Source organism: Micromonospora sp. WMMD956, from assembly GCF_029626125.1.
Lineage (GTDB): Bacteria > Actinomycetota > Actinomycetes > Mycobacteriales > Micromonosporaceae > Micromonospora > Micromonospora carbonacea.
Genome location: NZ_JARUBI010000005.1, coordinates 333,372 through 360,324, shown reverse-complemented (window position 1 = coordinate 360,324; position 26,953 = coordinate 333,372). Strand labels below are relative to the sequence as shown.

Genomic DNA, 26,953 nt, shown 5'->3' with positions numbered 1-26,953 from the left:
AACAGTTAACACTCTTTTCCGAAAGGCGTCGCATGGTGGATCACGAGGTCGACACCCCCCGGGTCGCCGCCGTGGTCGACGCCGACCCGGCCGACCGGCGGGCCGGCCTGCCCACCGACGGCGTGCTCGCCCGCGTCCGGGCCGGCGCGGGCGAGCTCACCGGCGCGCTGCGCCGCGTCGCCGAGCACGTGCTCAGCGACCCGGAGGCCGCCGCGCGGGCCACCATCGTCGAGCTGGCCGAGCGCAGCGGCACCTCCCCGGCCACCATCACCCGGTTCTGCCGTGCGATGGGCTTCGAGGGCTACGCCGACCTGCGCCTCGGCATCGCCGCCGAGACCGGCCGGGCCCGCTCCGCCGGCTGGACCGTCGACATCGGCCGGGAGATCCAGCCCGGCGACCCCCTGGAGCGGGTGCTCGGTCAGATCATGGCCGCCGACACCCGGGCCATGCACGACACCGCCGCGCTGCTCGACCTCGCCCAGGTGGAACGGGCGGCCGTGGCCATCGCCGGGGCCAGCCGGGTCAACATCTTCGGCGCGTCCGGCAGCGCGCTGGTCGGCGAGGAGATGCAGTTCAGCCTGCACCGCATCGGGGTGGCCGCCTGGGCCTGGAGCGACGTGCACGAGGGGCTGGCCAGCGCCGCGCTGCTCGGCCCCGGCGACGTGGCGCTCGGCATCTCGCACACCGGGCAGACCCGGGAGACCATCGAGCTGCTCGCCGAGGCCGGCAGCCGGGGCGCGACCACCGTCGCGCTCACCGGCTTCCCCCGCTCGCCGCTGGCCGAGCTGGCCGACCTGGTGCTGCTCACCGCCAGCCAGGCCACCACGTTCCGCCCCGACGCGCTGTCGGCCCGGCACCCGCAGCTCGTCGTGCTCGACCTGCTCTACATCGCCGTCGCCCAGCGCACCCACGACCGCGCCCACGCGGCCTTCCGGCGCACCGCCCAGGCCGTCGACGGGCACAAGGCCGCGAAGGGGGCCACCTCATGATCAGCGCACAGGGGTACGCCGAGGCCGTCCGGCCCGTCCTCGACCGGGTCGTCGACTCGCAGGCCGGGGCGGTCGGCCGCGCCGCCGACCTGATCGCCGCCGGGCTGCGCGCCGGCGGAGTGCTCCAGGCGTTCGGCGCCGGCCACTCCGAGGCGTTCGCCGCCGAACTGGTCGCCCGGGCCGGCGGGCTGGTCCCCACCAACCGGATCTCCCTGCACGACCTCGTGCTGCACGGCGACGCGCCCCGCACCGTGCTCGCCGACCCCAAGCTGGAACGCGACCCGGCCGTCGCCCACCAGCTCTACGCCCTCGCCGCCCCGCAGCCGGGCGACGTCTTCCTGATCGCGTCCCAGTCCGGCATCAACGGCTCGGTGGTCGAGCTGGCGACGCTGGTCACCGGGCGCGGCCACCCGCTGATCGCGGTCACCTCGGTCGAGCACACCTCGCGGGTCGCCCCCCGGCACCCGTCGGGGCACCGGCTCGTCGACCTCGCCGACGTCGTGCTGGACAACGGCGCGCCGTACGGTGACGCACTGCTGCCGCTCTCCGGCGGCGGCGCGGTCTGTGCGGTCTCCTCGGTCACCGCCGCGCTGCTGGCGCAGTTGGTGACCGCGGAGGTCGTACGACGGTTCCACCAGGCCGGGGAGGTACCCCCTATCTACCTCTCCGCCAACGTCCCCGGTGGGGACGAGCACAACCTCGCCCTCGAGTCGCGGTACGCCGGGCGTCTCCGGCGCACCGCCTGATTCGACACCTCAAGGAGAGACAACGATGTCGGTTACCCCCGAGCACCCGGCCGATCTGAGCCGCCGGACCCTGCTGCGCCGTGCCGCCGCGGCGGGCCTGCTCGTCACCCCCGCCGCGGGCCTGCTCAGCGCCTGCGCCGGCAGCGAGCCGAGCAAGTCCGACGACACCGGCGCCGCCAAGAGCAAGGACAACCCGTTCGGCGTCAAGGACGGCAGCGCCGTCAAGGTCGTCATCTTCAACGGCGGCCTCGGCGACCAGTGGGCCAACGAGGACAAGGCCGTCTTCAGCGCCAAGCACGCGGGCGTGACGGTCAACATGAGCTCCACCCAGAAGATCAAGACCGAAGAACAGCCGAAGATGGCGACGCAGCCGAGCGACCTCGTCATGAACTCGGGCGCCGACATGATGGACATCAGCACCCTGGTCAACGAGGGCGCGATCGAGCCCCTGGACGACCTGCTCACCGCCCCGGCGTGGGACAGCGAGGGCACCGTCGCCGACACGCTGCTGCCCGGCACGGTCGAGGACGGCACCTTCCAGGGCAAGTTCTACGTCGTCAACGTGGCCTTCACCGTGTGGGGCAACTGGTACAACGGGGCGCTGTTCGCCAAGGAGAACTGGCAGCCGCCGACGACGTTCGACGAGTTCTTCGCCCTCGCGCCGAAGATCAAGGCCAAGGGCATCGCCCCGTACGTGCACGACGCCGTGCACGGCTACTACCCGCGCTGGGCGCTGATGGCGACGATCTGGAAGTCCGCCGGCCGGCAGGCGGTCGTCGACATCGACAACCTGAAGGAGAACGCCTGGAAGGCCGACGGGGTGCTGCCCGCGCTCCAGGCGTGGGAGAAGCTGGTCAAGGACCGGCTGCTGCTGCCGGGCAACCTCAACCACACCCAGTCCCAGCAGGCGTGGCTCGACGGCAAGGCGGCGTTCATCCAGGTCGGCACCTGGCTGAAGAACGAGATGGCGGCGACGATCCCGCCGGGCTTCGAGATGAAGCTGTCGGACTACTGGGGCCTCGGGGCCACCGACAAGGCGCCCAAGGACGTCTTCGCCGGCGCCGGCGAGGGCCTCGTGGTGCCGAGCAAGGCCCCGAACAAGGCGGCGGCGAAGGAGTTCCTGCGGGCCGTGCTGTCGAAGTCCGGCTCCACCAAGTTCGCCGAGCTGACCAAGTCGCTGGCCTCCACCAAGGGCTCCGGCGACGGCGTGCAGGACACGGCGCTGGCCAGCGCCAACGAGCTGATGCGCAACGCGCCGAAGGACCTGATCAAGACCAAGCTCTTCGACTTCTACGCCGACCTGGACAAGGAGAGCCAGAACCTCTCCGAGGAGCTGATGGCCGGCCGGCTCACCGCGCAGCAGTTCGTCGACAAGATGCAGGCGGCCGCCGACAAGGTTGCCAAGGACTCGTCGGTCAAGAAGCAGACCCGCGCCTGATCCGGGTGGCGGCCCACTGATCCGTTCGAGAGAGTGAGTGGAATGCGGCACGGTGTCGCGCGCTTCGTCACGGGCTTCCTGGCCCTCCCCGTCGCGCTGTACCTCTTCTACGTGGTGTGGCCCTTCGCCCAGGCGGCCGGATACTCGCTGACCAACTGGGGCGGCTACTCCGACAAGCAGGAGTTCGTCGGGCTGGACAACTACGTCCGGCTGTTCTCCGACGAGCTGATCAGGAAGGCGTTCTGGCACAACGTGTTCTTCCTGGTCACCGTGCCGCTGTTCACGATCGCGCTGGCCCTGTTCCTCGCGTTCCTGCTCAACGTGGGCGGACGCGAGGACAGGGCCGGCATCCGGGGGGTGTTCGGCTCCGGGCTCTACAAGGTCATCTTCTTCTTCCCGCAGGTCCTGTCGCTCGTGGTGATCGCCGTGATGTGGCAGCAGATCTACCGGTCGGACAACCAGGGCCTGATCAACGGCCTGCTGATGAAGATCGGGCTGGTCGACGCCGACAACCCGATCGGGTTCACCGCCGACCCCGAGCCGTTCCTCGGCGTGCCGGCCGTGCTGTGGTGGCTGCTGTTCATCGCCGTGTGGAGCGGCGCCGGCTTCTACATGGTGCTCTTCTCGGCGGCGATGCAGTCGATCCCGAAGGACATCTACGAGGCGGCCCTCCTCGACGGCGCCGGCCGGTTCGACACGTTCTTCCGGATCACCCTGCCGCTGCTGCGGGACACCATCTCGGTGGCCTGGGTCTACCTGGGCTTCATCGCGCTGGACATGTACGCCCTGGTCTTCGTCATGACCCCGAGCCAGGGCGGGCCGAACCACGCCAGCGAGATCTTCGCGTCGGTGCTCAACTTCACCGCGTTCCAGAAGGGGCAGTTCGGCTACGCCTGCGCGATGGGCGTGGCGCTGGCCATCTTCACGATCCTGCTGGCCGCTCTCCAGCTCCGGATCACCCGCCGTGAGCGGATCGAGTACTGAGGAGACCCGACGATGAGCACGGTGACCCACCCGTCCGGCGAGCGGGCCCGCCCCGGGCGTCCGGCACCCCGCCCCGCGCCGAGCCGGGGCCTCGTCAGCCGCGGCCGGGAGCTGGGCGGGCGCTTCTTCAACGGCTTCTCGCACCTGTTCCTGGTGGTCTGGGCCGTGATGGTGATCTACCCGCTGCTGTGGGTGGTGATGTCGGCGTTCAAGGACGACTCGGAGGTCATCCGCGAGCCGCTGTCGCTGATCCCCGACGAGCTGCACTGGGACAACTTCACCCGCGCCTGGGGCGAGGGGCACCTCGGCGCGTTCTTCCTCAACACGCTGCTGGTCCTGGTCGGCAGCGTCTTCCTGACCATGCTGCTCGGCTCGATGGCCGCGTACGTGCTGGCACGCTACGAGTTCCCCGGCAACCGGCTGATCTACTACATGTTCCTGTCCGGCCTGACCCTGCCCATCTACCTCGCCGCCGTGCCGCTGTTCAAGGGCGTCTACAACATGGGGATCGTCCTGCCGCTGCTGGGCCCGAACCGGCACCTCATGCTGATCCTCGTCTACGTCGCCTGGTCGCTGTCGTTCACGGTCTTCTTCATGCACTCGTTCTTCCGCACGCTGCCCGACTCGATCGCCGAGGCCGCGATGGTGGACGGGGCCTCGCACAGCCGGCTGTTCTTCAGCATCATGCTGCCGATGGCCAAGCCGGGCCTGATCAGCATCGGCATCTTCAACGTCCTCGGCCAGTGGAACCAGTGGTACCTGCCGACGCTGCTGATGCAGTCGGTCGCCGGGGAGCCGAAGAACCAGGTGATCGCCCAGGGGCTCATCGAGCTCTCGGTCAACCAGGGCTACAAGTCCGACTGGAGCGGGCTGTTCGCCGGGGTGACCATGGCGATGCTGCCGGTGCTCATCGTCTACATCGTGTTCCAGCGCCAGGTGCAGTCCGGCCTGACCGCCGGGGTGAGCAAGTAACCGCCGCGCGGGAGCGTCGTACGGTCGAGGCAGAATCGCGTCCGTGCTGGTGGCGGTGGAGGCGGACGACCGGGGTGGGGGAGCGCTGCTGCCCCTCGACCCCGCCGGCCGCCCCACCGGCCCGGCCGAGCGGGTCGCCGACCTCGCCGCCGCCGTCGCCGCCCGGGAGGCCGCCGCGCGCCCCCGTTGGGTCTGGGGCAGCGGCGTCACGGTCTACCCGGCGCTGCTGCGCGCCGGGGTCCGGCTCGACCGCTGCCACGACGTCGAGCTGACCGAGTCGCTGCTGCTCGGGCACGCCGGCCGCTGGGGCGAGCCCCGCTCGCCGGCCGCCGCGTGGGCCCGGCTGACCGGCGCGCCCGTGCCGCCGGACCCGCCGCCCCGCGCGGCCGAGCCCCCCGGCCACGGCCAGGGCGCGCTCTTCGACACCCTGCCCGGCCCGCCGGGCCCCGGCGTCGAGGCCCTGACCCGGGTGTACGCCGACCAGCTCGACCGGATCGCCGCCACCGCCCATCCCGGCCGGTTCCGGCTGCTGGTGGCGGCCGAGTCGGCCGGCGCGCTGGTCGCGGCGGAGATGGGGGCGGCCGGCCTGCCCTGGCGGGCCGAGGTGCACGACGAGCTTCTCACCGGGCTGCTCGGCGAGCCGTCCCCGGTCGGCGGCCCGCCCCGCCGGTTGGCCGAGCTGACCGCCCGCATCGCCGAGGCGTTCGGCCTGCGCCAGGTGCACGCCGACTCCCCGGCCGAGCTGCTGCGGGCGTTCGCCCGCGCCGGGGTGGAGCTGCCCAACACCCGGGCCTGGGCGCTGCGCGGGGTCGACCATCCGGCGGTGCCGCTGGTGCTGGAGCACAAGGAGCTCTACCGGATCTGGACGGCGCACGGCTGGGCCTGGCGCGACGCCTGGGTGCGCGACGGCCGGTTCCACCCGGAGTACGTCCCCGGCGGCGTCGTCTCCGGGCGGTGGGCCACCCGGGGCGGCGGGGCGTTGCAGATCCCCAAGGTGATCCGGCGGGCGGTGGTGGCCGACCCGGGCTGGCGGTTCGTCGTCGCCGACGCCGGCCAGTTGGAGCCGAGGGTGCTCGCGGCGGTCTCCGGCGACGCCCGGCTGGCCGCGGCCGGCGGGGCGGGCGACCTCTACGCCGCCCTGGCCCGGGACTCCTTCGGCGGCGACCGGCCCCGGGCCAAGGTGGCCCTGCTCGGCGCGATGTACGGGCAGACCGGCGGAATGGCGGTCCCCGCCCTCGCGGTGCTGCGCCGCAACTATCCGACGGCCTTCGCGTACGTGGAGGCGGCGGCCCGCACCGGTGAGGCCGGCGGCCTGGTGCGCTCCTGGCTGGGGCGCACCTGCCCGCCCGGCGCGGCGGGCTTCGCCGACGGCGACGACGCGGGCGTCGACCCGGAGGCGGCGGCCGACCCGCAGGGGCCCCGGGCGCGGGCGGCCCGCTCCCGGGGCCGGTTCACCCGCAACTTCGTCATCCAGGCCACCGCCGCCGAGTGGGCCTCCACGCTGCTGGCCACGCTGCGCACGGCGCTGGCCGGCAGCGACGCCGAGCTGGTCTTCTTCCAGCACGACGAGGTGATCGTGCACTGCCCGGCCGGGCAGGCCGGCGCGGTGGCCGAGGCGGTCCGCGCCAGCGGCGAGCGGGCCACCGCCCTGCTGTTCGGCGACACCCCGGTCCGCTTCCCGCTGGACCTGTCGGTGGTGGACTGCTACGCGGACGCCTGACCTGCCCGCAGGCGGCAGCCCGAGTGCGGCAAATATCCGTTTCGCCCCGACACTCATCCCGGGGGTGCTCGTTGCACCCGGTGTGCGTATCGCAGGAATGATCATCGCGGCGAGCGGCGGACGCCGCCTCGGCGGCCCCGAGGCGTTGCTCCACCAGGGCGATCAGCCCCTGGTTGACCGCATGGTCGACACGATGACCGAGGCGGGCTGCGCGCAGATCGTGGTAGTGCTGGGCGCGGCGGCCGACCAGGTGCGGCAGACCGCCGATCTGACCCGGGCCACGGTGGTGGTCAACCGCGCCTGGGGCACCGGCGTCGGCTCGTCGATCCGGGCCGGCCTCGCGGCGCTGACCGACAAGCGGATCGAGGCGGTGGTCGTGGTCCCGGTGGACATGCCGGGGCTCACCCCGGCGGCCGTGCGGCGGGTGGCCGCGCTGCCGTACCCCGACGCGCTGGTCTGCGCCACCTACGACGGGCTGCGCGGCTACCCGATGCTGTTCGGCCGCCGGCACTGGTCCGGCATCGCCACCCTGGCCAGCGCCGACGTCGGGGCCCGGCCCTACCTGCTGGCGCACAAGGACCAGATCGTCGACGTCTCCTGCGACTCGGTGGCCGACGGCAGTCGCGTCGACACCCCGGAGCTGATGGCCCTGTACGGCTTGACCGTCCCGCCCCAGCGCGTCGGCGCGTAGCGCGTTCCCGCGATCGATCGTTGGACGGTTCCTGCTCGCCCGGAACGGGAACCGTCCAAGAATCCGGGGGAACTGCGGTGCCGGTCGGGGCGTAGGTGGGCGTGGGCGGAGGGCGACGCCGTCTCCGCCTGCGGCACCTGATCGCAGCAGCGTCACTCAACGCAGTCACGCTCGCCCGCGCCATTCCTCCGCGCCACCCTTTGCTCTGCACCCACATGCGCAACAGGCGCGCAACGTAGTCGGATGCCGGATCCGCCGCTCCAGTCGGATCCTTGAATGTCACCACTCCATCCCCGGTGTTGCGTATCTGGGTGCAGAGCAAAGGGGGCGCGGGATGTCGAGTGGGGTCGAGGGGGTGTGACGAAGAGTCACGTCGCCGGGCCTGTGCCCAGCAGCCAGCGATCATTGCGCAGCGTGGTCGAGCTGCGAGTGGCGCGGCCCGCGCGGTCGGGGCGATCAGTCGAGGCAGAACTCGTTGCCCTCGGGGTCGGCCATGACGATGTGCCCCGCGTCGAGCGGTGCGGTTGGCTCGTGGCGGCGCAGCCGGGTCGCGCCGAGCGAGACGAGCCGCCCGGCCGCCGCCTCCAGGGCCGCCATCCGCGCGTCGCCGGCCAGCCCCGGGGCGGCCCGCACGTCGAGGTGCACCCGGTTCTTGACCTGCTTGGGCTCCGGCACCCGCTGGAAGAACAGCCGCGGCGCGGCGCCGGCGGGGTCGACCACCGCCGAGGCGGAGTTGCGGCGCTCGGGCGGCACGCCCATCGCCTCCAGCGCCTGCTCCCACGACTCGAAGCCGGGCGGCGGGGCCTGCACCTGATGGCCGAGGGCCGCGGCCCAGAAGGCCGCCAGCGCGGCCGGGTCGGCGCAGTCGAACGTGATCTGAACGTCGGTCATGGCGTCAGCCTCCGGCATATCGCGGACAGGGGCGTTCCTAGATCTGTGCAACGATCGACGGGTGACCGTCGAGGCGACGACCGAGCGGGTGCTGCGGCTGCTGGCGCTGTTGCAGCGGCGACCGTCCTGGACCGCCGCCGAGATCGCCGCCGAGCTGCGGGTCACCGACCGCTCGGTGCGCCGCGACGTGCAGCGGCTGCGCGCGCTCGGCTACCCGGTCCACGCGACGGCGGGCGTCGGCGGCGGCTATCGGCTCGGCGCGGGCACCCGGCTGCCGCCGCTGCTGTTCGACGACGAGGAGGCGATCGCGACGGCGGTGTCCCTGCGGCTGGCCTCGGGCGGCACGGTCGCCGGGGCGCAGGAGGCGGCGCTGCGGGCGCTGGCCAAGCTCGACCAGGTGCTGCCCGCCCGGCTGCGCGCCGAGGTGCGGGCGGTGCACGCCGCCACCGACACCCTGCTCGGCCCCGGCGTCGAGATCGACGCGGAGTTGCTGGTGACCCTCGCCCGGGCCTGCCGCGACGCCGTGCGGGTCCGGTTCCGCTACGCCGGCCGCGACGGCGGGGAACGCGACCGCACCGTCGAGCCGGTGCGGATGGTCACCACCGGCCGCCGCTGGTATCTGATGGCGTGGGACGTCGACCGCGGCGACTGGCGCACGTTCCGGCTGGACCGGATGCGCGAGTCGGTGGCGACGACGTGGCGCTTCCGGGCGCGGGAGCACCCCGACCCGGTCGCCCACGTGCGGCGGGCCGTGGCCGAGGCGCCGTACCGGCACCTCGCCCGGGTGCGGGTGCACGCCCCGCCCGACGTGCTGCGGGAGCTGGTGCCGCCGCAGGTGGGGCGGGTCGAGGACGACCGCGACGGCTGGTGCGTGCTCGTCGTCGGCGGGGACGACCTCGACTGGCTCGCGCTGCACGTGGCCCGGCTCGGCTTCGAGGCGGAGGTGCTGGAGCCGGCGGAGCTGCGGCAGGCCCTCGCGCGGCTCGCCCGCCGCCTTGCGGCGATGGCCGGCCCCGGCTGACGGAACGCGCCGGAGCCGGAGCCGCTCGCCGCCGGGCGGACGAACGGCTCCGCCGCGCGGGCCGGTCAGGCGGGGGCCGGTGGCTCCAGCCGGCCCGTGGTGGCCAGGCCCCGGTACCAGTGGGCGCTGTCCTTCCAGATCCGCTCCTGCGTGTCGTAGTCGACGCGGATGATGCCGAAGCGCCGGTCGTAGCCCCACGCCCACTCGAAGTTGTCCAGCAGCGACCAGACGAAGTAGCCGCGCACGTCCGCGCCCGCGTCCATGGCCGCGCCGACCGCGTCGACGTGCCGGTACAGGTAGTCCAGCCGCCGGTCGTCGTGGACCCGGCCGTCGGGGGTGACCACGTCGTCGAACGCGGCGCCGTTCTCGGTGATCATCAGCGGCAGCCCGGGGTGCTCCCGGTGCAGCCGCAGCAGCAGCTCGGTCAGGCCGGCGGGCTCGATGTTCCAGCCCATCGCCGTGTACGGGCCCGGCTGCGGCAGGAAGTCCACGTCGTCCGCGCCGATCCACGGGGTGTGCGCCGAGCTGCCGTGCCCGTCGTTGTCCGAGCGGGCCGACACCCCGTCCCAGGCCCGCACCAGCGTGGTCGAGTAGTAGTTGACGCCGAGCACGTCCAGCGGCACCGCGATCGTCCGCTCGTCGCCGTCGCGCACGAACGACCAGTCGGTCACCTTCGCGGTGTCGGCGAGCAGGTCCGCCGGGTACGCCCCGTCGAGCAGCGGCCCGAGGAACGCCCGGTTGGCCAGCGCGTCGATGCGGCGCACCGCGTCGGCGTCGGCCGCCGAGCCCGACGCCGGCCGTACCACGTGCAGGTTGAGCGTCACCGACAGCTCCGCCGCCGGCGCCAGCTCGCGCACCACCCGGCCGGCGAGGCCGTGGGCGAGGTTGAGATGGTGTACGGCGGCCAGCGCCCCGGCCGGCTCCGTGCGGCCCGGCGCGTGCACCCCGGAGCCGTAGCCGAGGTACGCCGAGCACCACGGCTCGTTGAACGTCGTCCAGGTGTGCACCCGGTCGCCGAGCGCCTCGACGATGCCGGCCGCGTAGTCCCTGAACCGCAGCGCGGTGTCCCGCGCCGGCCAGCCGCCGGCGTCCTCCAGCTCCTGCGGCAGGTCCCAGTGGTACATGGTGGCCACCGGCCGCACGCCCCGCTCCAGCAGCCCGTCGACGAGCCGGGAGTAGAAGTCCAGCCCGGCCCGGTTGAACGCGCCGGAGCCGCCGGGCTGCACCCGGGGCCAGGAGATCGAGAACCGGTACGCCGACAGCCCCAGCTCGGCGATGTGCCCCAGATCCTCGGCCCAGCGGTGGTAGTGGTCGGCGGCCACGTCGCCGGTGTCGCCGTTGAGGGTGCGGCCGGGGGTGTGGCTGTAGGTGTCCCAGATCGACGGGCCCCGCCCGTCCTCGGTGGCCGCGCCCTCGATCTGGTACGACGCCGTCGCCGAGCCCCACACGAAGCCCTCGGGAAACACTCGCGTCACCGGTTCGCCTCCGTCCCCACCACGTCGCAGTCGTAGCCGGACGACGCGCCGGCCACCACGTCCACGGCGGCCGTCCCGCCGTCGTACCGTACCTCGAACTCGGCCCCCGGCCCGCCGCCGGGCGACGGGATGCGCACCCGGGTCCGCTGGCCCTCGACGGGCGCGAACAGCCGCAGCCGCACGCCGTCGGCCCATTCGTAGTCGGGCCGGTCGTGCGTCGCGCCGAACGGGATCACCGCACCGGGGCGGGCCAGCACCGGCAGGCTGTCGTAGCCGTGCTTCTCGGTCACCCACGCCGGCCCGGTGAGCTGCGCGCCGCTGACCAGGTTGGTCCAGGTGCCGGCGGGCACGTAGTACGTGACCTCCCCGTCGGCGCTCATCACGGGCGCGACCAGCACGTCGGGGCCGAGCATGTACTGCCGGTCGAGGTACGCGGCCATCGGGTCGTCCGGGAACTCCACGATCATCGGCCGCATCACCGGCACCCCGTCGCGGTGCGCCTCCTCGGCCGCCGCCGCCAGGTAGGGCATCAGGCTCAGCTTGAGCCGGGTGAAGTGGCGCAGCACCTCCACGGCCTCGTCGTCGTACGCCCACGGCACCCGGTACGAGCCGGAGCCGTGCAGCCGCGAGTGCGAGGAGAGCAGCCCGAACGCGATCCACCGCTTGAACACGGCCGGGTCGGGGGTGCCCTCGAAGCCGCCGATGTCGTGGCTCCAGTAGCCGAACCCGGACGCCGACAGCGACAGCCCGCCGCGCAACGACTCGGCCATCGCCACGAACGTCGACTCGCAGTCGCCGCCCCAGTGCACCGGGAACTGCTGCCCGCCGGCCGTGGCCGAGCGGGCGAACACGACCGCCTCGCCGACGCCGCGCTCGGCCTCCAGCAGCTCGAAGACGGCCTTGTTGTAGAGGTAGGCGTAGTAGTTGTGCATCCGCTGCGGGTCGGACCCGTCGTGCCAGACCACCTCGGTGGGGATGCGCTCGCCGAAGTCGGTCTTGAAGCAGTCGACGCCCATGTCGAGCAGCACCTTGAGCTTGCTGTTGAACCAGGCCACCGCGTCGGGGTTGGTGAAGTCGACGAGCGCCATGCCGGCCTGCCACTTGTCCCACTGCCAGACCGACCCGTCGGGGTTGCGCACCAGGTAGCCGGCCTGCCGGCCCTCCTCGAACAGGTACGACCGCTGGGCGATGTACGGGTTGATCCACACGCACACCTTCAGGCCGCGCTCGTGCAGCCGGCGCAGCATCCCCTCCGGGTCGGGGAAGGTCGCCGGGTCCCACACGAAGTCGACCCAGTGGAACTGCCGCATCCAGAAGCAGTCGAAGTGGAACACCGACAGCGGCAGGTTCCGCTCGGCCATCCCGTCGATGAACTCGGTGACGGTCTTCTCGTCGTACGACGTGGTGAACGACGTCGACAGCCACAGCCCGTACGACCAGGCCGGGACGCGGGCCGGGCGGCCGGTGAGGGCGGTGTAGCGGCGCAGCACGTCCTTCGGGGTGGGCCCGTCGATCAGGTAGTAGGTCAGCGACTGCCCCTCGACGCTGAACTGGGCCTGCGAGACGACCTCCGAGCCGACCTCGAACGACACGTGCTCGGGGTGGTCGACGAAGAGGCCGTAGCCGGCGCTGCTGAGATAGAACGGCACGTTCTTGTACGCCTGCTCGCTGGCGGTGCCGCCGTCGGCGTTCCAGATGTCGACGGTCTGGCCGTTCTTGACGAACGGGCCGAACCGCTCGCCGAGGCCGTAGATCGTCTCCCCGACGCCCAGCGCCAGCCGGTCGTGGACGAAGTGCCGGCCCTCGCCGTCGGTGACGACGCCGACGCTGCGCTCGGTGGACGAGGTGACCAGCCGGTCGCCGCGCAGGAAGTCGACCCGCCACCGGTCGACCAGCGTGACGCGGGCGGTCAGCTCGCCGGTGGTCAGGGCGGCGCTGACGCCGGTGACCTCGACGGTGACGGGGTGGTCGTCGCCGGCCGCGAGGGCGAAGCGCGGCTGCTTCGGCAGCCCGCCGCTGTGGTGCCCGACGGTCACGCCGATGACGCCGGGGGCGGGGGAGAAGAACTGCACGGTGACGACCGGGCGGTTGAGGGTGTCGCCCCGCCCGGTGATCTGACCGGTCGGCGCGAAGACGGTGAAGCCGCGTTCGTCCGGCTCCACCGATTCGACTGTGCCGGGGCGCAGCACGGTGACCCCCGGACGCAGTTGCCAGTACCCGTCGGTGAACTTCACTTCTCGGCTCCTACCGTGATGCCGCGGCTCAGCGTGCGCTGGAAGATGAGGAAGAACACGATCGCCGGGACGAGGCTGATCAGCGCCCCGGCGTTGGTGGTGGGGGCGTCCATCAGCCGGTCGCCCTGCAACGACGCGAGGGCCACCGGGATGGTCTGGGTCTGGTTGTCGATGAGCATCACCAGCGGGATCAGGAACTCGTTCCAGGTCCAGATGAAGAAGAAGACCAGCAGCACGGCGAGGGTGGGCCGGACGTTGGGCAGGACGACCCGCCACAGGATCGTCCACTTGCCGGACCCGTCCAGCGCCGCCGCCTCCAGCAGGCTCTTGGGGAACGTGCCGAGCACCGAGGCCAGCAGGTACGTGCCGAACGCGCTCTGGATGACCGTGAAGATGATGATCACGACGAGCCGGGTGTTGTAGAGGCCCACCTCCTTGGCGAAGTAGTAGAGCGGGTAGACGAGGGACTCCTGCGGCAGCATGTTGGCCAGCAGGAACGCCCCGACGATCCAGAGCCGGCCCCGGACCCGGCCGATGCCCAGCGCGTACGCGTTGAGCAGCGACACGACGACCGCGAGCACCGCGACCGAGCCGGCGATGAGCGCGGAGTTCCACAGCTTCTGCGGGAAGTCGACCTGCGTCCAGTAGGTGCGCAGGCCCTGGGTGTAGAACTCCGACGGCCAGCTCAGCGGCCCGTCCGTCGAGTATTGCCCGGGCGTCTTGAACGCGTTGAGCAGCATGAACACGAACGGCACCAGCATGAGCACCGCGCCGGCGGTGACCACGGCCAGCACGATCCAGCGGCCGACGCCCCGGTGGTGCCGGTCGGGCACCCGGGCGGCCCGGCCGGTCTTCGCGGGGGCCTCGGCGGGGGTGAGGGTGACGGACATCAGGCGCTCCCGTCCCGTCGCTCGGCGCGGTGCTGCGCGCGGATGAACAGCAGCGCCACCACCACGATGATCAGTGTCAGCACGGTCGAGATCGCCGACCCGTACCCGACCTGGAGTTTCTTGAAGAACGTGTAGTACGCGAAGTACGACGGCACGTTGGTGGCGTTCTCCGGGCCGCCCCGGGTCAGCGCGTAGATCGGCCCGAACACCTTCATCGCGGCGATGGTGCAGGTGAGGGCGACGACGAACGTCTCCGGTCGGATCTGCGGCAGGGTGATCGCCCGGAACCGGCGGGCCCAGCCCGCGCCGTCGATCTCCGCAGCCTCGTACAGTTCGGGGTCGACCCGCTGCAACGCGGCCATGAACACGACCACCGGGTAGCCGATCTGCACCCAGATCATCACGCCCATCACCGCTGGCAGGGCGGTGTCGGGGTCGCCGAGCCAGTCGTGCGTCAGCGCGCCGAGCCCGACGGCGTCGAGCAGCCCGTTGAGGGCTCCGTCGGGGCGCAGGATCCAGCCCCACACGATGCCGGCCACCACGACCGGCAGCACCTGCGGCAGGTAGAACGCGGCCCGCAGCGCGTTGGCGGTGCGCGGCTTGAAGCGCCGCCCGATGGTGTCGAACAGCACCGCCGCGAGCACCAGGCCGACGACGGTGGGCACCACGACCATCGCCACGATCATGGCGAGGGTGTTGCGGAACGACTGCCAGAAGACGGTGTCGTCGAGCAGGCGTTGGTAGTTCTCCAGCCCGACGAACGTCGGGTCGCCGATGCCGGACCAGCGGGTGAGCGAGAGATAGCCGGTGAACAGCAGCGGCCCGCCGATGACCAGCGCGAAGAGCACCGCGCCGGGCAGCAGGTAGAGCCAGTATCCGGCGTCGCCGCGGCGGCGGCGCGGGCCCCGGCGGCCCTTCGGGTCGGTGTCGCCCCGGGTGACGAGGGCGTCGGTTGCAGCCATGATGGTCCCTCCGGTGCGCCGGCGGGCGCGTCGCGCAGGGCGCGCCCGCCGGGCGTCCTCGTCAGCCGCGCTTGATCTCCGCGACGCCCTCGTCGTACGGCTTGGCGATCGCGTCGAGCACCTGGTCGGGGGACTTCGACTGATTGATCAGGCCCTGGAAGCCGGAGACCAGCACGTCGTAGTAGCCGGGGACCGGCCAGTCCGGGTAGAAGGCCAGCCCGTCGGTGGAGCTGATCGCGTTGAAGTTCTCGATCAGCTTCTTGTCCTTCGGGTCGGTGATCTTCGACGGGTCGGCGGACACCGGGACGCCGCCGTTGTTGCCGATCAGGGCCTGGATCTCCGGGCGCATGGTGATGTCGATGAAGTCGTACGCCAGGTCCTTGGCCTTACTGGTCGCCGGGACCACCCAGATGTTGCCGGACGAGCCGGCGTGCAGCTTGTTGCCGGGGAACAGGAAGCTGTCCCAGTTGGCCTTCATCTCGGCCTTGAACCGGCCGTACCACCAGCTCCCGGAGACGATCATCGGGGTCTTGCCGGCGATGAACGCGGTGCCCATGTCCTCGGCCTTGGCGCTGGCGGTGCCCTTGCCGACGTAGCCCTTCTTCACCCACTCGGCGAACGTGTCCGCGCCGTACTTGAGCGGGTCGGCCTTGAAGTCGACCGGGTTCTTGTAGAGCTGGTAGTTGTCGACGAACGCCCGGTCGGCCCTGGCGAGCGCGAGCTGGTAGAACAGCTGCCCGGCCGGGTACTCGGCGCCGGCGGTGCCCAGCGGGGTGACGCCCTTGGCGACGAACGCGTCCATCGCGGCGGTCAGCTCGTCGAGCGTCGTCGGGACCTTGACCCCGTTCTTGTCGAACAGGTCCTTGTTGTAGTAGACCATCACGTACTCGCCGTAGTTGGGCACGCCGTACCAGTTGCCGGAGCCCATCACGCCCTTGTCGTCGTACTTGGCGGTGGTCTGGAGGCTCGGGCTGAGCGTCTTGTCCCAGCCGCGCTTGGTCGCCTCGGCCGTGAGGTCGGTGAGCAGGCCCTGCTTGGACAGCAGGCCGGCGGTGGCGTTGCCCTTGTTGTACTCCATCACGTCCGGGCCCTCGGACGAGTTGATGATCATCCCGGCGTTCTGCTGGATCTGCTCGAACGCCTTGCGCTCGAAGCGCACCTCGACGCCCGGGTGCTCCTGCTTGAAGACCTCGATCGCCTTGTCCCACGCGACGCCCATGGCGCTGGTCTCGCCCTCGTAGTGCCAGAGCTTGAGCACCTTCGCGCCGCTGGCGCCCTCGTCGGCGTCGTCACCGCAGGCGGTCAGGGACGCCGCCGCGGCGACGGCGAGGGTCACCGCCGCGACGACTGTGCGGAATCGTTGCATTACCATTCTCCTCGTGAGTATCGAGCCGGTACTCCTCTAGGCCCGTCGTCGCGTGGCAGCGCGGCGACGGGCTGTGTTCCTGCTCGTCGTTCCCGACGCCTCCGGACCGGCCGCGTCGACCGTTCCGGTGGTGTCCCCCGTCGGGCGACCGGGAGGGCCGCTGGATCCGCGGACCTCCAACGTGCACGGCAGCAGCTCCTGGTGGATCGGGGCGCTGTCGAGCTCCAGGTGGCGCAGCAGCGCCTCGACCGCGATGCGCCCCAGCGCCGAGCCGGGCGACGTCATCGCGGTCAGCGCGGGGGTGGCCAGCTCGGCCACCTGCGGCGAGGTGACCATGGAGACGACCGAGACGTCGTCGGGCACGGTGAGGCCCCGCCCGGCGAGCCCGCCGAGGATGCCGAACACGGCCCGCTCGTTCATGGCGAGGACGGCGGTCAGGTCGGGGGCCCGGTCGAACGCCGTCGCCAGGGCCGCCCGCCCGCCCGCCGCGCTGTCCTCGGCGGGGATCATCAGCGGCTCGACGCCGTGCGCGGCCATCGCCGCGGCGAACGCGTCGCGGGTGCGCAGCGCCGGGCCGTAGCCCTCGGCGATGGTCGCGGCGGAGTGGTTGACGTAGACGATCCGCCGGTGGCCGAGGCCGACGAGGTGCGCGACGGCGTCGCGGACGGTGCGGTCGAAGTCGATGTCGACGTACGACAGGCCGGTGGTGTCGCCGGTGCGGCCGATGAGCACCACCGGCACGCCCGCCTCCCGCAGCACGGCCACCCGGTCGTCGTCGAGCTGCACCTCCATCAGCAGCGCGCCGTCGAGCATGCGCTGGCTGGCCAGCCGCCGCAGGCCGTCGAGGTCGTCGGCGTCGACGGGGGAGAGCACCAGGTGGTAGCCCGCCGCGCTGGCCGCCGCGGCGGCGCCGGTGACGAAGGCCGTCTCGGTGGCGCCCAGGCCGCGGTCGTCGATCGGCAGGAGCAGCCCGAGGATGCGGCTGCGCCGGCTGGCCAGCCCCCGGGCCATCGCGTGCGGCTGATAGTCCAGCTCCGCCATCGCGGCGCGCACCTTGTCGCGGGTGGCCTGGGAGATGGGCCGCGCGCCGGTCAGCACGTACGACACCGTGCTGACGGAGACCCGCGCGAGCCGGGCGACGTCGTGCATCGTGGCCATCGCGCACCTCCCTCGGCGGCCCGCCGGGCGGGTCCCGACCGGCGTCGAAACGCCTAGTCGAAACGGTTAGTCGAAGCGTTTCGACAGACCGTAGGGCACGTGTTACGAGGGCGTCAATAGCCGATGACGAAAACGGGTCGCCGGGCCGACCCGCTCCAGGGGGCGGCGCAGCGCCGCGCTGAGGGGCGGGACCGGCCCGGCGACGGGCGGAGCCTCAGATCTCGATGTTGAACCTGCGCAGCACCGACGGGGCGACCAGCCCCACCGCCGCGAGCACGGAGATCGCGGTCAGCACGCCCCGCAGCACGACCACCTCGGTCTTGCTGCCGGTGCGCAGGGCGATGCTGTTCGGCAGGCCGACCATCGTCCACATCCGGCGCTTGATCGGGATCGGCCACAGGATCGGCACCCCGGCCCGGGTGATCATGTCGCCGAGGATGTGCACGAAGCAGCCCACCCCGACGGCCAGCCCGATCAGCGGGTACCCCCGGTCGCCGGGCAGGTTGGCGAACGTGTACCAGGCGGCGGCGGCCGAGGCCAGGGTCACGATCACCCAGCCCGCGCGCTCCGCCCACCGGTCGAACAGCCCGCGCAGGGCCAGTCCGAACATGAAGAACAGGATGCCGACCACGGCCCACTTGCCGTACGCGGCGCACAGCGCGGTGGTGCCCCAGCCGACCAGCACGGTGAACGGGATCGTGTGGGTCAGGGTGCGGTGGCCGTTGTTGCGGCGCGGGTCCTTGCTCAGCTTGGTCGCGTAGTAGACGCCGAGGGAGATCTTCTCCATCACCTCGGCGACGAACAGGCTGACCACCCCGAACGTGCGGGCCACCGTGGCCCCGCCCTGGTTGCGGGTCACCTTGCCCGACAGGTCGAGGTCGGGGAAGAGCGCCCCACCGGCGCAGACCGCGGTGCCGACGGCGAGGGCCAGCGGCGACTGGTGGTAGTCGGCGAACTGGTCGAGCGCCCAGGAGCCGGTCAGCCACACCGCCGCGCCCGACAGCGCGTGGGACGGTCCCATCATGACGCCTCGCCCTCCCCAGGGTCTTGATCCACAAACTACGCCACTGTGGCAGAGTCCCCGCCGGGGAGCAATCACCTGGATGGTCCACACCGGACGGTGTCGCGGCCGCCCGCGGCGCAGGACGCTTCTGCGCCGGGCCGTTCCGTGATCGTCTGTCGCTCAGCGGCGCGACACGCCGGGGTTCCTCTCGCTGAACAGCAGACGATCTTGCTCGGGTCGGCTCAGGCCGTGCCGGCGACCCGGAAGCTGGACCGCATCGTCTCCCGATCGGCCGCACCGGCGTCCCACTCCTCCTCGGGGCCGCTCCAGGCCAGCGACCACGAGCGGGCGCCGAACGGGATCAGCTGCGCCCCGCGCAGGCGCGCACCCAGCGGCGCGTCCCAGGCGCACTCCCACTCCGCCCCCCGGCCCGCCGCCTCCGCCAGCCGGATCCTCTCGTACCGGGGGAGGGCCCCCGCCTCCTGTGCCCGGCGCTCGTTCGCGCGCAACTGATCCAGCGGGGCGGCGGCCCGGTCGCCGGCGGGCGCGACGGTCAGGATCCGCCGGGCGGACGGGTCCTGGAAGCAGACCGCGCTCCCGTCCCGGTACTGCCGCCAGCCGGGCGGCACGGCGAGCCGGAACCCGGCCGGGTCGGCGTACCAGGACCAGCCGGACGGTGGGCGCAGCGGGTCGTCCGGGGCCGGCGCGACCGTCGGGGGTGGCACGCCGAACGGGTAGGGCCGCAGGCAGGGGAAGGGCGGGGGCGGCACGCCCGTCACGAGCGGCGGCAGCATCGGCCCGGCCGCCGACGGACCCGGCCCGGCCCCGGGCGTGGCCGGGGGCGACGCTTCGCGGCCGGTGTGGGGGCGGAACAACGCGAACACGACGGCGTGCGCGACCAGCAGCACGATCACCACGCCGGACACGGCCAGCGGCCAGCGCCGCCCGGCCGGCGCGACGGCGTCCGCCGGACCGGCCGGCGCGATGACGAACGGGACGTCGGCCGACGCCGGGGCGGCGGGGCCCGACGGCGCGGTCGGCGTCGGCCCGTCCCGCGCCGGGCCCGTCCCCGCCGGCTTCCGCCCCGCCGGCGCGTCGCGCCCCGGCGGCCCGGCCGACCAGCCCGGCACGACCAGCCGGTCCGCGTCGGCGGGCCCGGCCGGGCCGTCCGGCGGGGCCGCGTCCGGCGGGACCACCGTCGCCTGCGGGGCGATCGTGACCGGCGAGGGATCGGCGCCCGGCGCGGCGGCCTGGGCCAGCCGGCGTCGGGTCTCCTCGTGGTCGATGCGCCGCCGTGGGTCCCGGCGCAGCAGGCCGACCAGGACCGGCCGCAGCGGCCCGGCGTGCGGCGCCGGGTCCGGCGGCTGGGTGGCCAGGGCGCTCAGCGTCGCCATCGCGGTGCTGCGGGCGTACGGGGACTTGCCCTCGACGGCCGCGTGCAGGGTCGCGCCGAGCGACCACAGGTCGGCCTCCATGCTGGAGATCCCCTCGGCGGCCCGCTCCGGTGCGACGAACTGCGGGGAGCCGAGCACCAGCCCCGGCCGGGTCATCACCCCGTCCCCGCCGTCGAAGACCGCGAGCCCGAAGTCGGTGAGCATCACCCGCCCGTCGTGGGCGACGAGCACGTTGGCGGGTTTGACGTCGCGGTGCAGCACCCCGGCCTGGTGCGCGGCGCGCAGCGCGGCCAGCAGCGCCAGCCCGACCGCCGCGGCCCGCCGCGGCGGCAGCGGCCCGGAGGTGTCCAGGATGTGCTGCAACGACCGGGACGGCACGTACTCCATGATCAACCACGGGTCGCCGTCGACCGGCACCACGTCGTAGACCCGGACCACGTTGGGATGGTTGAGCCGCGCCGTGGTGCGCGCCTCCCGCAGGGTACGCAGGCGCAACTCGTCGAGCTCGTCGCCGGCCAGCACGGCCGGCGGGACGACCTGCTTGACCGCGACGTCGCGGTGCAGCATCTCGTCCCTGGCACGCCACACCTTACCCATGCCGCCGCGACCCACGAGGTCGAGCAGGCGGTACCGGCCGCCGATCACTACCTGCTGCACCGTTCTCCTCACCGCTGGCGGACGTACACCATAGCCAGCGGATCGGCAGGGACCAATCGGACGACAGGTCGGCAAGCCCTCAGCAGGCCGCGTGCCCGGCCGCCAGCAGGTTCCCCTCCGGGATGGCGATCCGGGGCCGCCCCGCGCCCAGCCGGCTCGCCGCCCGGCGGGCCTGGAACGAGCCGTGCTCGCGGCGGGCGGCGGCATAGCTGCTCGCGGTGTGGGCAGCGATGGTCGCCCAGCCGTACCGCTCGCTGACCATCGTCCGGGCCCGGCGGGCCACCCGGCGGGCGAACACCTCGTCGCCGATGAGCCGGTCGACCGCGCCCGCCAGCGCGTCCGGGTCGCTGTGCGGGAACGTCACCCCGGTGACCCCGGGCTCGACGATCTCGGCGAGCCCGCCCGTGGAGGCGACCGCCAGGGGCGCGCCGGCCGCCGCGGCCTCCAGGGCGACCATGCCGAACGGCTCGTAGAGGCTCGGCACCACGGTCGCGTCGGTGGCGGCCAGCATGGCCGGGAGCTGGCTGGAGTCGAGGAAGCCGGCGAAGCGCACCGTGTCGCCCAGGTGCAGCCGCTGCGCCTGCTCCACCAGCTCCTGCCGGTAAGGGCCGTCGCCGGCGATCACCACCCGCAGCCCCGGGTGCCGCTCGCGCAGGTGGGGCACGGCGTGCATCAGGTGCTGCACGCCCTTCTCGTAGACCAGCCGGCCCGCGTACCCGATGAGGGGGCCGTCGCCGGCGAACCGGGCCCGGGCCGAGGCGACCGCCCGGGGCCGGGCCCGCCAGAGCCGGTCGTCCACCCCGTTGGCCACCACGTCGACCCGGGAGGCCGGCACGTCGAACAGGCGGCTGATCTGGTCGCGCATGTAGCCGGAGCAGGCGATCACCCGGGTCGACTCGCCGCTGATCCAGTGCTCGACGCCGTGGATGGTGCGGTTCATCTCCTCCGGCAGCCAGCCCTGGTGCCGGCCCGCCTCCGTGGCGTGGATCGTGGTCACCAGCGGCAGGTCCAGGTGCTCGGCGAGGGTGATCGCGGTGTGCGCGACGAGCCAGTCGTGGGCGTGGACGACGTCGTAGCTGCCGGATTCGGTGGCGCGCAGGGCGGCGCGGGTGAGGGTGTGGTTGAAGGCCATGGTCCAGGCGAGGAGGCTGCCGGTGGCCAGGGGGAAGGCGACCGGGTCCTCGGCGGCGCGCAGGACGCGGACGCCGTCGGCGTACTCCTCCAGGGGCGCGCCGTCGGCGTGGCGGGTGACGACGGTGACCTCGTGGCCGGCGGCGGCCAGGGCGACGGAGAGGGCGTGCACGTGCCGGCCGAGGCCGCCGACGAGCACCGGCGGATATTCCCAGGAGAGGATGAGCACGCGCTGGTGCCGGGCCGGGTTGATGTCGATCACTTCGGCGTCAGGTGACATGCGGCCCCCTTGGAATTGTCTCCGGCGCGCGCGTCGGCCGCACCCGTGGGACGGATGCCGCCGACGCGCCTGGATCTCGGGCCCATCCTGCCCTGGGCCGGAAAACCGGCGGAGACGTCGCCGTTGCCGGGATGTAAAGCGCTACCGGCACACCCGAGATCGCTACCGGCGCACCCGCCGGGCGCGCAGCACCTCCGCCACCGACCACGCCTGGAACGGGCAGCCCGTCGCCGCGTGCGGGGCCGCGCCGTCGGCCGTCTCGCTGACCGACCCCAGCCCGTGCTCGGTCAGGTGCGCCTCCACGCCGACGAACAGGTCGTCCACCGGCAGCTTCGCCCGGCGGGCCGCGTCGACGTACGGCCCGAGCAGCCACGGCCACACCGTGCCCTGGTGGTAGCCGCCGTCGCGCTCGGCCGGCCCGCCCCGGTGCCGGCCGGTGTAGCCGGGCTGGTCGGGGGCGAGGCTGCGCGGGCCCAGCGGGGTGAGCAGCCCGGCGGCGACCCGGCGCAGCGTCGGCTCGTCCGGCTCCAGCGGCGCGTACGGCAGCGACCAGGCCAGGAGCTGGTTGGGGCGCAGCAGGTCGTCGTCGTGGAACGGCGCGCCGCCCAGCGGGTACGCCGGCGCGGGCGCGTCCACCACGTCGTGCAGCCAGCCGACCGGGGACGGGAACCGCGCGGCGAACGATGCGGTGGCCCGGCCGTGCAGCCGCCACAGCTCGGCGGCGTCGCCCCCGGCCAGCTCCGTCAGCTCGGCCAGCCCCGCGAGCCCGTTGACCCACAGCGCGTTGATCTCCACGGGCTTGCCCGTGCGCGGGGTGACCGGCACCCCGTAGACCCGGGCGTCCATCCAGGTCAGCGCCGTGCCCGGGGTGCCGCCCTGGGCGACCAGGCCGTCGGCCGGGTCGACGGCGATGCCGTACCGGGTGCCGGCCAGGTACGCGTCGACGATCCCGCGCAGCGCGGGCAGCAGCTCGTCGCCGAGGTCGGTGTCGCCGGTGACGGTGACGTGCCGGCTCACCGCGTGCAGGAACCACAGGGCGGCGTCGACCGTGTTGTATTCGACCCGCCCGGTGTCGGCCGTGTTGGCGAGCATCCCCTCCGACAGCGTCGCCGCGTAGGCCCGCAGCAGGTCCCGGCCCTCGTCGGCCCGGTTCGCGCACAGGAACAAGCCCTCGTACGAGGTCATGGTGTCCCGCGACCACGCGCCGAACCACGGGTAGCCGGCGACCACGTCCGGGCCGGCGGCGGTGCGCACGACGAACGCGTCGGCGGCCAGCGCGAGGGTGGCCTCGACCGCGTCCGCCGGCTCGGCCCGCGCCACCACCTGCCGGTTGCGCCGCCGCGCCGCCGCGACGACCTCCTCCGCCGGGGGCGGCGGGGCGGCCAGGTCGCCCGCCCAGGCGAGCACCGACACCGTGTCGCCGGGGCGCTCCAGCGCGCCCGAGAACCGCCCGGCGTGCCAGACGTCGTCGTCCGGGTGCAGGCCCCGGGCCGCCTCCTCGCGGTGGTGCACCCCGAGCCACCACTGCCCCTCCGGGGTCCAGTCCGGCCCGGCGAGGCGGAACGCGCCCTCCACCACCGCGCCGCCGTCCACCGGCTCCACCCGGGGGGCGGGGCCGTCGGCGCGCCGCTCGCCGTGCGCGTCGCGCCAGGTGCAGGCCGCCGACAGGTCGAGCCGGACCGGGCCGCCGGACACCAGCCGGTGCACCACCGCCACGCACGAGCGCCCGTACGCCATGGCCAGCTCGCGCTCGATCACCACGTCGCCGACCCGCCACCGCCAGCGCGGCAGCCCGTCGGTCAGGTCGAAGCGCTCCAACAGCTCGAAGCCGCGCGGGTCCACGTCGCCGGAGGACCACTCGTGCGCCCCGAGGCGCAGCCGCGCCCCGGAGGGGAGGACGACCGCCGGATCGAGACTGACCAGTCCCACGTTCCGGGACGCCGGCGTCTGTCCGGCGACCACCAGCAACCCGTGGTAGCGGCGCGTGCGCAGTCCGCTCACGGTCCCCATGGCGTACCCACCCAGGCCGTCCGGGACCAGCCACTCCCTGGTGGCCCCGCCCGTCAGCTCCCCGCACACCTGCGGACCGAAACGAATGTCGATCAACTTTCCTCCAGCGGCGGCGAGGTGTAACACGCCACGACGAGAATGGCCGCTGTGGTGAAGTACCCCGGCGGCACCGAAGATAGGCACGTGATCACCGACGTGCCTCCCTCCCACGCGCCCGCACCCGACGCCGAACGGCTCCGGCTCGCCCAGGCCGACTCGGGGGAGCAGGACTGGCGCGCATGGGGTCCCTATCTGTCCGAGCGGGCGTGGGGGACGGTACGGGAGGACTACAGCGAGCACGGCACGGCGTGGGACTACTTCCCCCACGACCACGCGCGGTCCAGAGCCTACCGCTGGAGCGAGGACGGCATGGCGGGCGTCTGCGACGACCGGCAGACGTTCTGCTTCGCCCTCGCCCTGTGGAACGGCCGCGACCCGATCCTCAAGGAGCGGATGTTCGGCCTCGGCGGCGACGGCGGCAACCACGGCGAGGACGCCAAGGAATACTGGTGGTACCTGGACTCCACGCCCACCCACTCGTGGATGCGCTGGCGCTACCACTACCCGCAGGCCGCCTTCCCCTACGACGAGCTGGTCGCCGTCAACGCGCTGCGCGGCCGCGACGACACCGAGTACGAGCTGGTCGACACCGGCATCTTCGACGACGACCGGTACTGGGCGGTCACCGTCGACTACGCCAAGGCGTCCCCGACGGACATGTGCATCGTGGTGACCGTCGCCAACCGGGGCGACACCGACGAGCGGCTGCACGTGCTGCCGTCGCTGTGGTTCCGCAACACGTGGGCGTGGGGCCTGCCCGGCGGGGACCGGGTGCCCCGGCTCGTTGGCTCCGCCGCCGGGGCCGGCGTCGGCGCCCGGCTCGTCGGCGAGCACTGGGTGCTCGGCCAGATCCTGCTGGAGGGCGACGGCGACCCGGTGCCGCTGCTGTGCGACAACGACACCAACGCCGAGCGGCTCTGGGGGCTGCCCGGCCGCTCGCCGTACCCGAAGGACGGGATCAACGACCACGTGGTCGGCGGCGCGGCCACGGTCAACCCCGAGCGGGAGGGCACCAAGGGGGCGCTGCACTACGTCCTGGACGTGCCGGCCGGCGGGCACCGGCAGATCCGGCTGCGGCTGACCCGCACCGCGCCGCCACCCGGCGGGACGCCGCCGCCGGCCGCCGACCTGGCCGCCGGCTTCGACGCGGTGGTGTGGGCGCGGCGGGCCGAGGCGAACCGGTTCTTCGACGGTGTCATCCCGGCCGCGGCCACCGCCGACGAGGCCCTCGTCGCCCGGCAGGCCATCGCCGGGCTGATGTGGGGCAAGCAGTTCTACCACTTCGACGTGAAGCGGTGGCTGGAGGGCGACCCCGGCTCCACGCCCCCCGCCGGCCGCCGGCACGGGCGCAACAGCCACTGGTGGCACATGACCAGCTTCGACGTGATCTCCATGCCCGACCCGTGGGAATATCCCTGGTACGCGGCCTGGGACCTGGCCTTCCACTGCGTCAGCATCGCCCGCGTCGACCCCGGGTTCGCCAAGTCCCAGGTGCTGCTCCTGCTGCGCGAGTGGTACCTGCACCCCAACGGGCAGATCCCGGCGTACGAGTGGGCGTTCGGCGACGTGAACCCGCCCGTGCACGCCTGGGCGGCGCTGAGGGTCTTCGAGATCGACGGCTCCCGCGACCACGAGTTCCTGGCCCGCGTCATGCACAAGCTGCTGCTCAACTTCACCTGGTGGGTCAACCGCAAGGACACCGGCGGCAACAACGTCTTCGAGGGCGGCTTCCTCGGGCTGGACAACGTCGGCCCGTTCGACCGCTCGGCGGCGCTGCCGGTGGCCGGCACGCTGGAGCAGTCCGACGGCACGGGCTGGATGGCCATGTACGCGCTCAACCTGCTCGACATCGCCGTCGTGCTCGCCGAACACGACCGCACCTGGGTCGACACGGCCACCAAGTTCTTCGAGCACTTCGCCTACATCGCCGCCGCCGCGTACGACCAGGGGCTCTGGGACGACGAGGACGCGTTCTTCTACGATGTGCTGCGGCTGGCCGACGGCAGCAAGGTGCCGCTGAAGGTCCGCTCGGTGGTGGGGCTGCTGCCGCTGGCGGCGACCACCCGGCTCAGCGCGCGTACGCTGCGCCGGCTGCCCGAGCTGGGGGCCCGGCTGCGCTGGTTCCTCACCCACCGCCCCGAGTACGCCGACGTGATCGGCGCCCGCCGCATCGGCCCGGACGGCCGCCAGCAGCGGCTGCTGACCATGGTCGGGCCGGAGAAGATCGTCCGGCTGCTGGCCCGGATGCTCGACGCCGAGGAGTTCCTCTCCGAGTACGGCCTGCGCACGCTCAGCCGCGCCCACCTGGACAAGCCGTTCGCCGTCACCCTCGGCGGGCAGGAGTTCAGCGTCGGCTACGAGCCGGCCGAGTCGACCAGCGGCCTGTTCGGCGGCAACTCCAACTGGCGCGGCCCGATCTGGATGCCGACCAACTTCCTGCTGATCAGCGCCCTGCGCGACTACGCGGCGTTCTTCGGCGACGACCTCCAGGTGGAGTACCCGACCCGCTCGGGGGTGAAGCGGACCCTCGACGAGATCGCCGACGACCTCTCCGTCCGGCTGATCTCGCTGTTCACCCGGGACGGCTGGGGGCGGCGGCCCATCTACGGCGCCGCCCAGCTCTTCCAGACCCACCCCGACTGGCGGGACCTGATCAGCTTCCCGGAGTACTTCCACGGCGACAACGGCGCGGGCCTGGGCGCGTGGCACCAGACGGGCTGGACCGCCCTGGTCGCCGACCTGATCCTCACGCTGCGTCACCGGCGGGGGGCCGACCCGGCGTGAAAGGGCGTGCCTGTACCGCGCCGTCGGCAGTACGGTGTCCCGGGCCACACGGGAGGGG

General features: G+C 73.1%; 20 protein-coding genes. 9 read left to right on the top strand and 11 right to left on the bottom strand.

Features of this window, described 5'->3' with window-relative positions; all coding sequences use genetic code 11:
- The first annotated feature begins 32 nt into the window (after window positions 1–32).
- The 7 genes from O7628_RS01805 to O7628_RS01775 all read left to right on the top strand — a co-directional run bounded on the left by O7628_RS01805 (window position 33) and on the right by O7628_RS01775 (window position 7,540).
- Window positions 33–989: a MurR/RpiR family transcriptional regulator gene (locus O7628_RS01805; RefSeq protein ID WP_278127839.1), complete on the top strand. Its 957-nt coding sequence runs from the start codon at window positions 33–35 to the stop codon at window positions 987–989.
- Window positions 986–1,735, top strand: coding sequence for an SIS domain-containing protein (locus tag O7628_RS01800; protein ID WP_278127838.1), 750 nt, complete (start codon window positions 986–988; stop codon window positions 1,733–1,735). Before O7628_RS01805 ends, O7628_RS01800 begins: the two co-directional genes overlap by 4 nt.
- Window positions 1,736–1,760: 25 nt before the next feature.
- On the top strand, window positions 1,761–3,173 hold the full coding sequence (gene ngcE / locus O7628_RS01795; protein ID WP_278127837.1) for an N-acetylglucosamine/diacetylchitobiose ABC transporter substrate-binding protein: 1,413 nt from the start codon (window positions 1,761–1,763) through the stop codon (window positions 3,171–3,173).
- 42 nt (window positions 3,174–3,215) lie between these two features.
- The gene (locus O7628_RS01790) at window positions 3,216–4,157 is read left to right on the top strand and encodes a sugar ABC transporter permease (RefSeq protein ID WP_074474262.1); all 942 of its coding nucleotides are present in this window, start codon (window positions 3,216–3,218) and stop codon (window positions 4,155–4,157) included.
- A gap of 168 nt (window positions 4,158–4,325) precedes the next feature.
- Window positions 4,326–5,129: a carbohydrate ABC transporter permease gene (locus tag O7628_RS01785; protein WP_229405276.1), complete on the top strand. Its 804-nt coding sequence runs from the start codon at window positions 4,326–4,328 to the stop codon at window positions 5,127–5,129.
- 43 nt (window positions 5,130–5,172) lie between these two features.
- A complete protein-coding gene (locus tag O7628_RS01780; protein ID WP_278127836.1) occupies window positions 5,173–6,849 on the top strand; it encodes a bifunctional 3'-5' exonuclease/DNA polymerase in 1,677 nt (558 codons plus the stop codon).
- 97 nt (window positions 6,850–6,946) lie between these two features.
- A complete protein-coding gene (locus O7628_RS01775) occupies window positions 6,947–7,540 on the top strand; it encodes a nucleotidyltransferase family protein (protein WP_278136180.1) in 594 nt (197 codons plus the stop codon).
- Between the two features lie 456 nt (window positions 7,541–7,996).
- Here the strand turns inward: O7628_RS01775 and O7628_RS01770 are convergent, their stop codons facing one another.
- Window positions 7,997–8,449, bottom strand: a complete 453-nt coding sequence (locus O7628_RS01770) for a VOC family protein (RefSeq protein WP_278127835.1) — start codon at window positions 8,447–8,449, stop codon at window positions 7,997–7,999.
- A gap of 43 nt (window positions 8,450–8,492) precedes the next feature.
- On the opposite strand from O7628_RS01770, the gene O7628_RS01765 reads away from it, so the two are divergent.
- On the top strand, window positions 8,493–9,452 hold the full coding sequence (locus O7628_RS01765) for a YafY family protein (protein ID WP_278127834.1): 960 nt from the start codon (window positions 8,493–8,495) through the stop codon (window positions 9,450–9,452).
- Window positions 9,453–9,517: 65 nt separating this feature from the next.
- On the opposite strand, the gene O7628_RS01760 is transcribed toward O7628_RS01765, so the two are convergent.
- From O7628_RS01760 to O7628_RS01715, 10 genes are all read right to left on the bottom strand, one after another.
- Complete coding sequence (locus tag O7628_RS01760) at window positions 9,518–10,927, bottom strand: GH1 family beta-glucosidase (protein WP_278127833.1); 1,410 nt, start codon at window positions 10,925–10,927, stop codon at window positions 9,518–9,520.
- On the bottom strand, window positions 10,924–13,161 hold the full coding sequence (gene yicI / locus O7628_RS01755) for an alpha-xylosidase (RefSeq protein WP_278127832.1): 2,238 nt from the start codon (window positions 13,159–13,161) through the stop codon (window positions 10,924–10,926). The genes O7628_RS01760 and yicI overlap by 4 nt, the downstream gene beginning before the upstream one ends.
- Window positions 13,158–14,051 carry a carbohydrate ABC transporter permease gene (locus tag O7628_RS01750; RefSeq protein ID WP_074474255.1) on the bottom strand — a complete coding sequence of 298 codons (894 nt, stop codon included), beginning with the start codon at window positions 14,049–14,051 and terminating at the stop codon, window positions 13,158–13,160. The genes yicI and O7628_RS01750 overlap by 4 nt, the downstream gene beginning before the upstream one ends.
- Window positions 14,051–15,013: a sugar ABC transporter permease gene (locus O7628_RS01745; RefSeq protein WP_074474254.1), complete on the bottom strand. Its 963-nt coding sequence runs from the start codon at window positions 15,011–15,013 to the stop codon at window positions 14,051–14,053. Before O7628_RS01745 ends, O7628_RS01750 begins: the two co-directional genes overlap by 1 nt.
- 61 nt (window positions 15,014–15,074) lie before the next feature.
- Window positions 15,075–16,379, bottom strand: a complete 1,305-nt coding sequence (locus O7628_RS01740; RefSeq protein ID WP_278127831.1) for an extracellular solute-binding protein — start codon at window positions 16,377–16,379, stop codon at window positions 15,075–15,077.
- A 36-nt stretch (window positions 16,380–16,415) separates the two neighbouring features.
- Window positions 16,416–17,537, bottom strand: a complete 1,122-nt coding sequence (locus O7628_RS01735; protein WP_278127830.1) for a LacI family DNA-binding transcriptional regulator — start codon at window positions 17,535–17,537, stop codon at window positions 16,416–16,418.
- A 214-nt stretch (window positions 17,538–17,751) separates the two neighbouring features.
- A complete protein-coding gene (locus tag O7628_RS01730) occupies window positions 17,752–18,561 on the bottom strand; it encodes a metal-dependent hydrolase (protein ID WP_278127829.1) in 810 nt (269 codons plus the stop codon).
- 221 nt (window positions 18,562–18,782) lie between these two features.
- Window positions 18,783–20,591 (bottom strand): serine/threonine protein kinase, encoded by a 1,809-nt coding sequence (locus tag O7628_RS01725; protein WP_278127828.1) that lies wholly within the window; start codon window positions 20,589–20,591, stop codon window positions 18,783–18,785.
- Between the two features lie 79 nt (window positions 20,592–20,670).
- Window positions 20,671–22,002, bottom strand: coding sequence for a glycosyltransferase family 4 protein (locus O7628_RS01720; protein ID WP_278127827.1), 1,332 nt, complete (start codon window positions 22,000–22,002; stop codon window positions 20,671–20,673).
- A gap of 162 nt (window positions 22,003–22,164) precedes the next feature.
- Window positions 22,165–24,108, bottom strand: a complete 1,944-nt coding sequence (locus O7628_RS01715) for an amylo-alpha-1,6-glucosidase (RefSeq protein WP_278127825.1) — start codon at window positions 24,106–24,108, stop codon at window positions 22,165–22,167.
- 42 nt (window positions 24,109–24,150) lie between these two features.
- Between O7628_RS01715 and O7628_RS01710 the strand changes: the two genes are divergently transcribed.
- Window positions 24,151–26,895, top strand: coding sequence for a glucosidase (locus tag O7628_RS01710; RefSeq protein WP_278127824.1), 2,745 nt, complete (start codon window positions 24,151–24,153; stop codon window positions 26,893–26,895).
- Window positions 26,896–26,953 lie beyond the last annotated feature (58 nt).

Excerpts from the sequence above, each read along its gene's own strand:
- O7628_RS01785 (WP_229405276.1), top strand. The coding sequence starts at position 4,326 with ATGGTGATCTACCCGCTGCTGTGGGTGGTGATGTCGGCGTTCAAGGAC.
- O7628_RS01800 (WP_278127838.1), top strand. The coding sequence starts at position 986 with ATGATCAGCGCACAGGGGTACGCCGAGGCCGTCCGGCCCGTCCTCGAC.
- O7628_RS01720 (WP_278127827.1), bottom strand. The coding sequence starts at position 22,002 with ATGTCACCTGACGCCGAAGTGATCGACATCAACCCGGCCCGGCACCAG.
- O7628_RS01790 (WP_074474262.1), top strand. The coding sequence starts at position 3,216 with ATGCGGCACGGTGTCGCGCGCTTCGTCACGGGCTTCCTGGCCCTCCCC.
- O7628_RS01745 (WP_074474254.1), bottom strand. The coding sequence starts at position 15,013 with ATGGCTGCAACCGACGCCCTCGTCACCCGGGGCGACACCGACCCGAAG.
- O7628_RS01750 (WP_074474255.1), bottom strand. The coding sequence starts at position 14,051 with ATGTCCGTCACCCTCACCCCCGCCGAGGCCCCCGCGAAGACCGGCCGG.
- O7628_RS01710 (WP_278127824.1), top strand. The coding sequence starts at position 24,151 with ATGGCCGCTGTGGTGAAGTACCCCGGCGGCACCGAAGATAGGCACGTG.
- O7628_RS01805 (WP_278127839.1), top strand. The coding sequence starts at position 33 with ATGGTGGATCACGAGGTCGACACCCCCCGGGTCGCCGCCGTGGTCGAC.
- ngcE (WP_278127837.1), top strand. The coding sequence starts at position 1,761 with ATGTCGGTTACCCCCGAGCACCCGGCCGATCTGAGCCGCCGGACCCTG.
- O7628_RS01775 (WP_278136180.1), top strand. The coding sequence starts at position 6,947 with ATGATCATCGCGGCGAGCGGCGGACGCCGCCTCGGCGGCCCCGAGGCG.
- O7628_RS01735 (WP_278127830.1), bottom strand. The coding sequence starts at position 17,537 with ATGGCCACGATGCACGACGTCGCCCGGCTCGCGCGGGTCTCCGTCAGC.
- O7628_RS01770 (WP_278127835.1), bottom strand. The coding sequence starts at position 8,449 with ATGCCGGAGGCTGACGCCATGACCGACGTTCAGATCACGTTCGACTGC.
- O7628_RS01740 (WP_278127831.1), bottom strand. The coding sequence starts at position 16,379 with ATGCAACGATTCCGCACAGTCGTCGCGGCGGTGACCCTCGCCGTCGCC.
- O7628_RS01730 (WP_278127829.1), bottom strand. The coding sequence starts at position 18,561 with ATGATGGGACCGTCCCACGCGCTGTCGGGCGCGGCGGTGTGGCTGACC.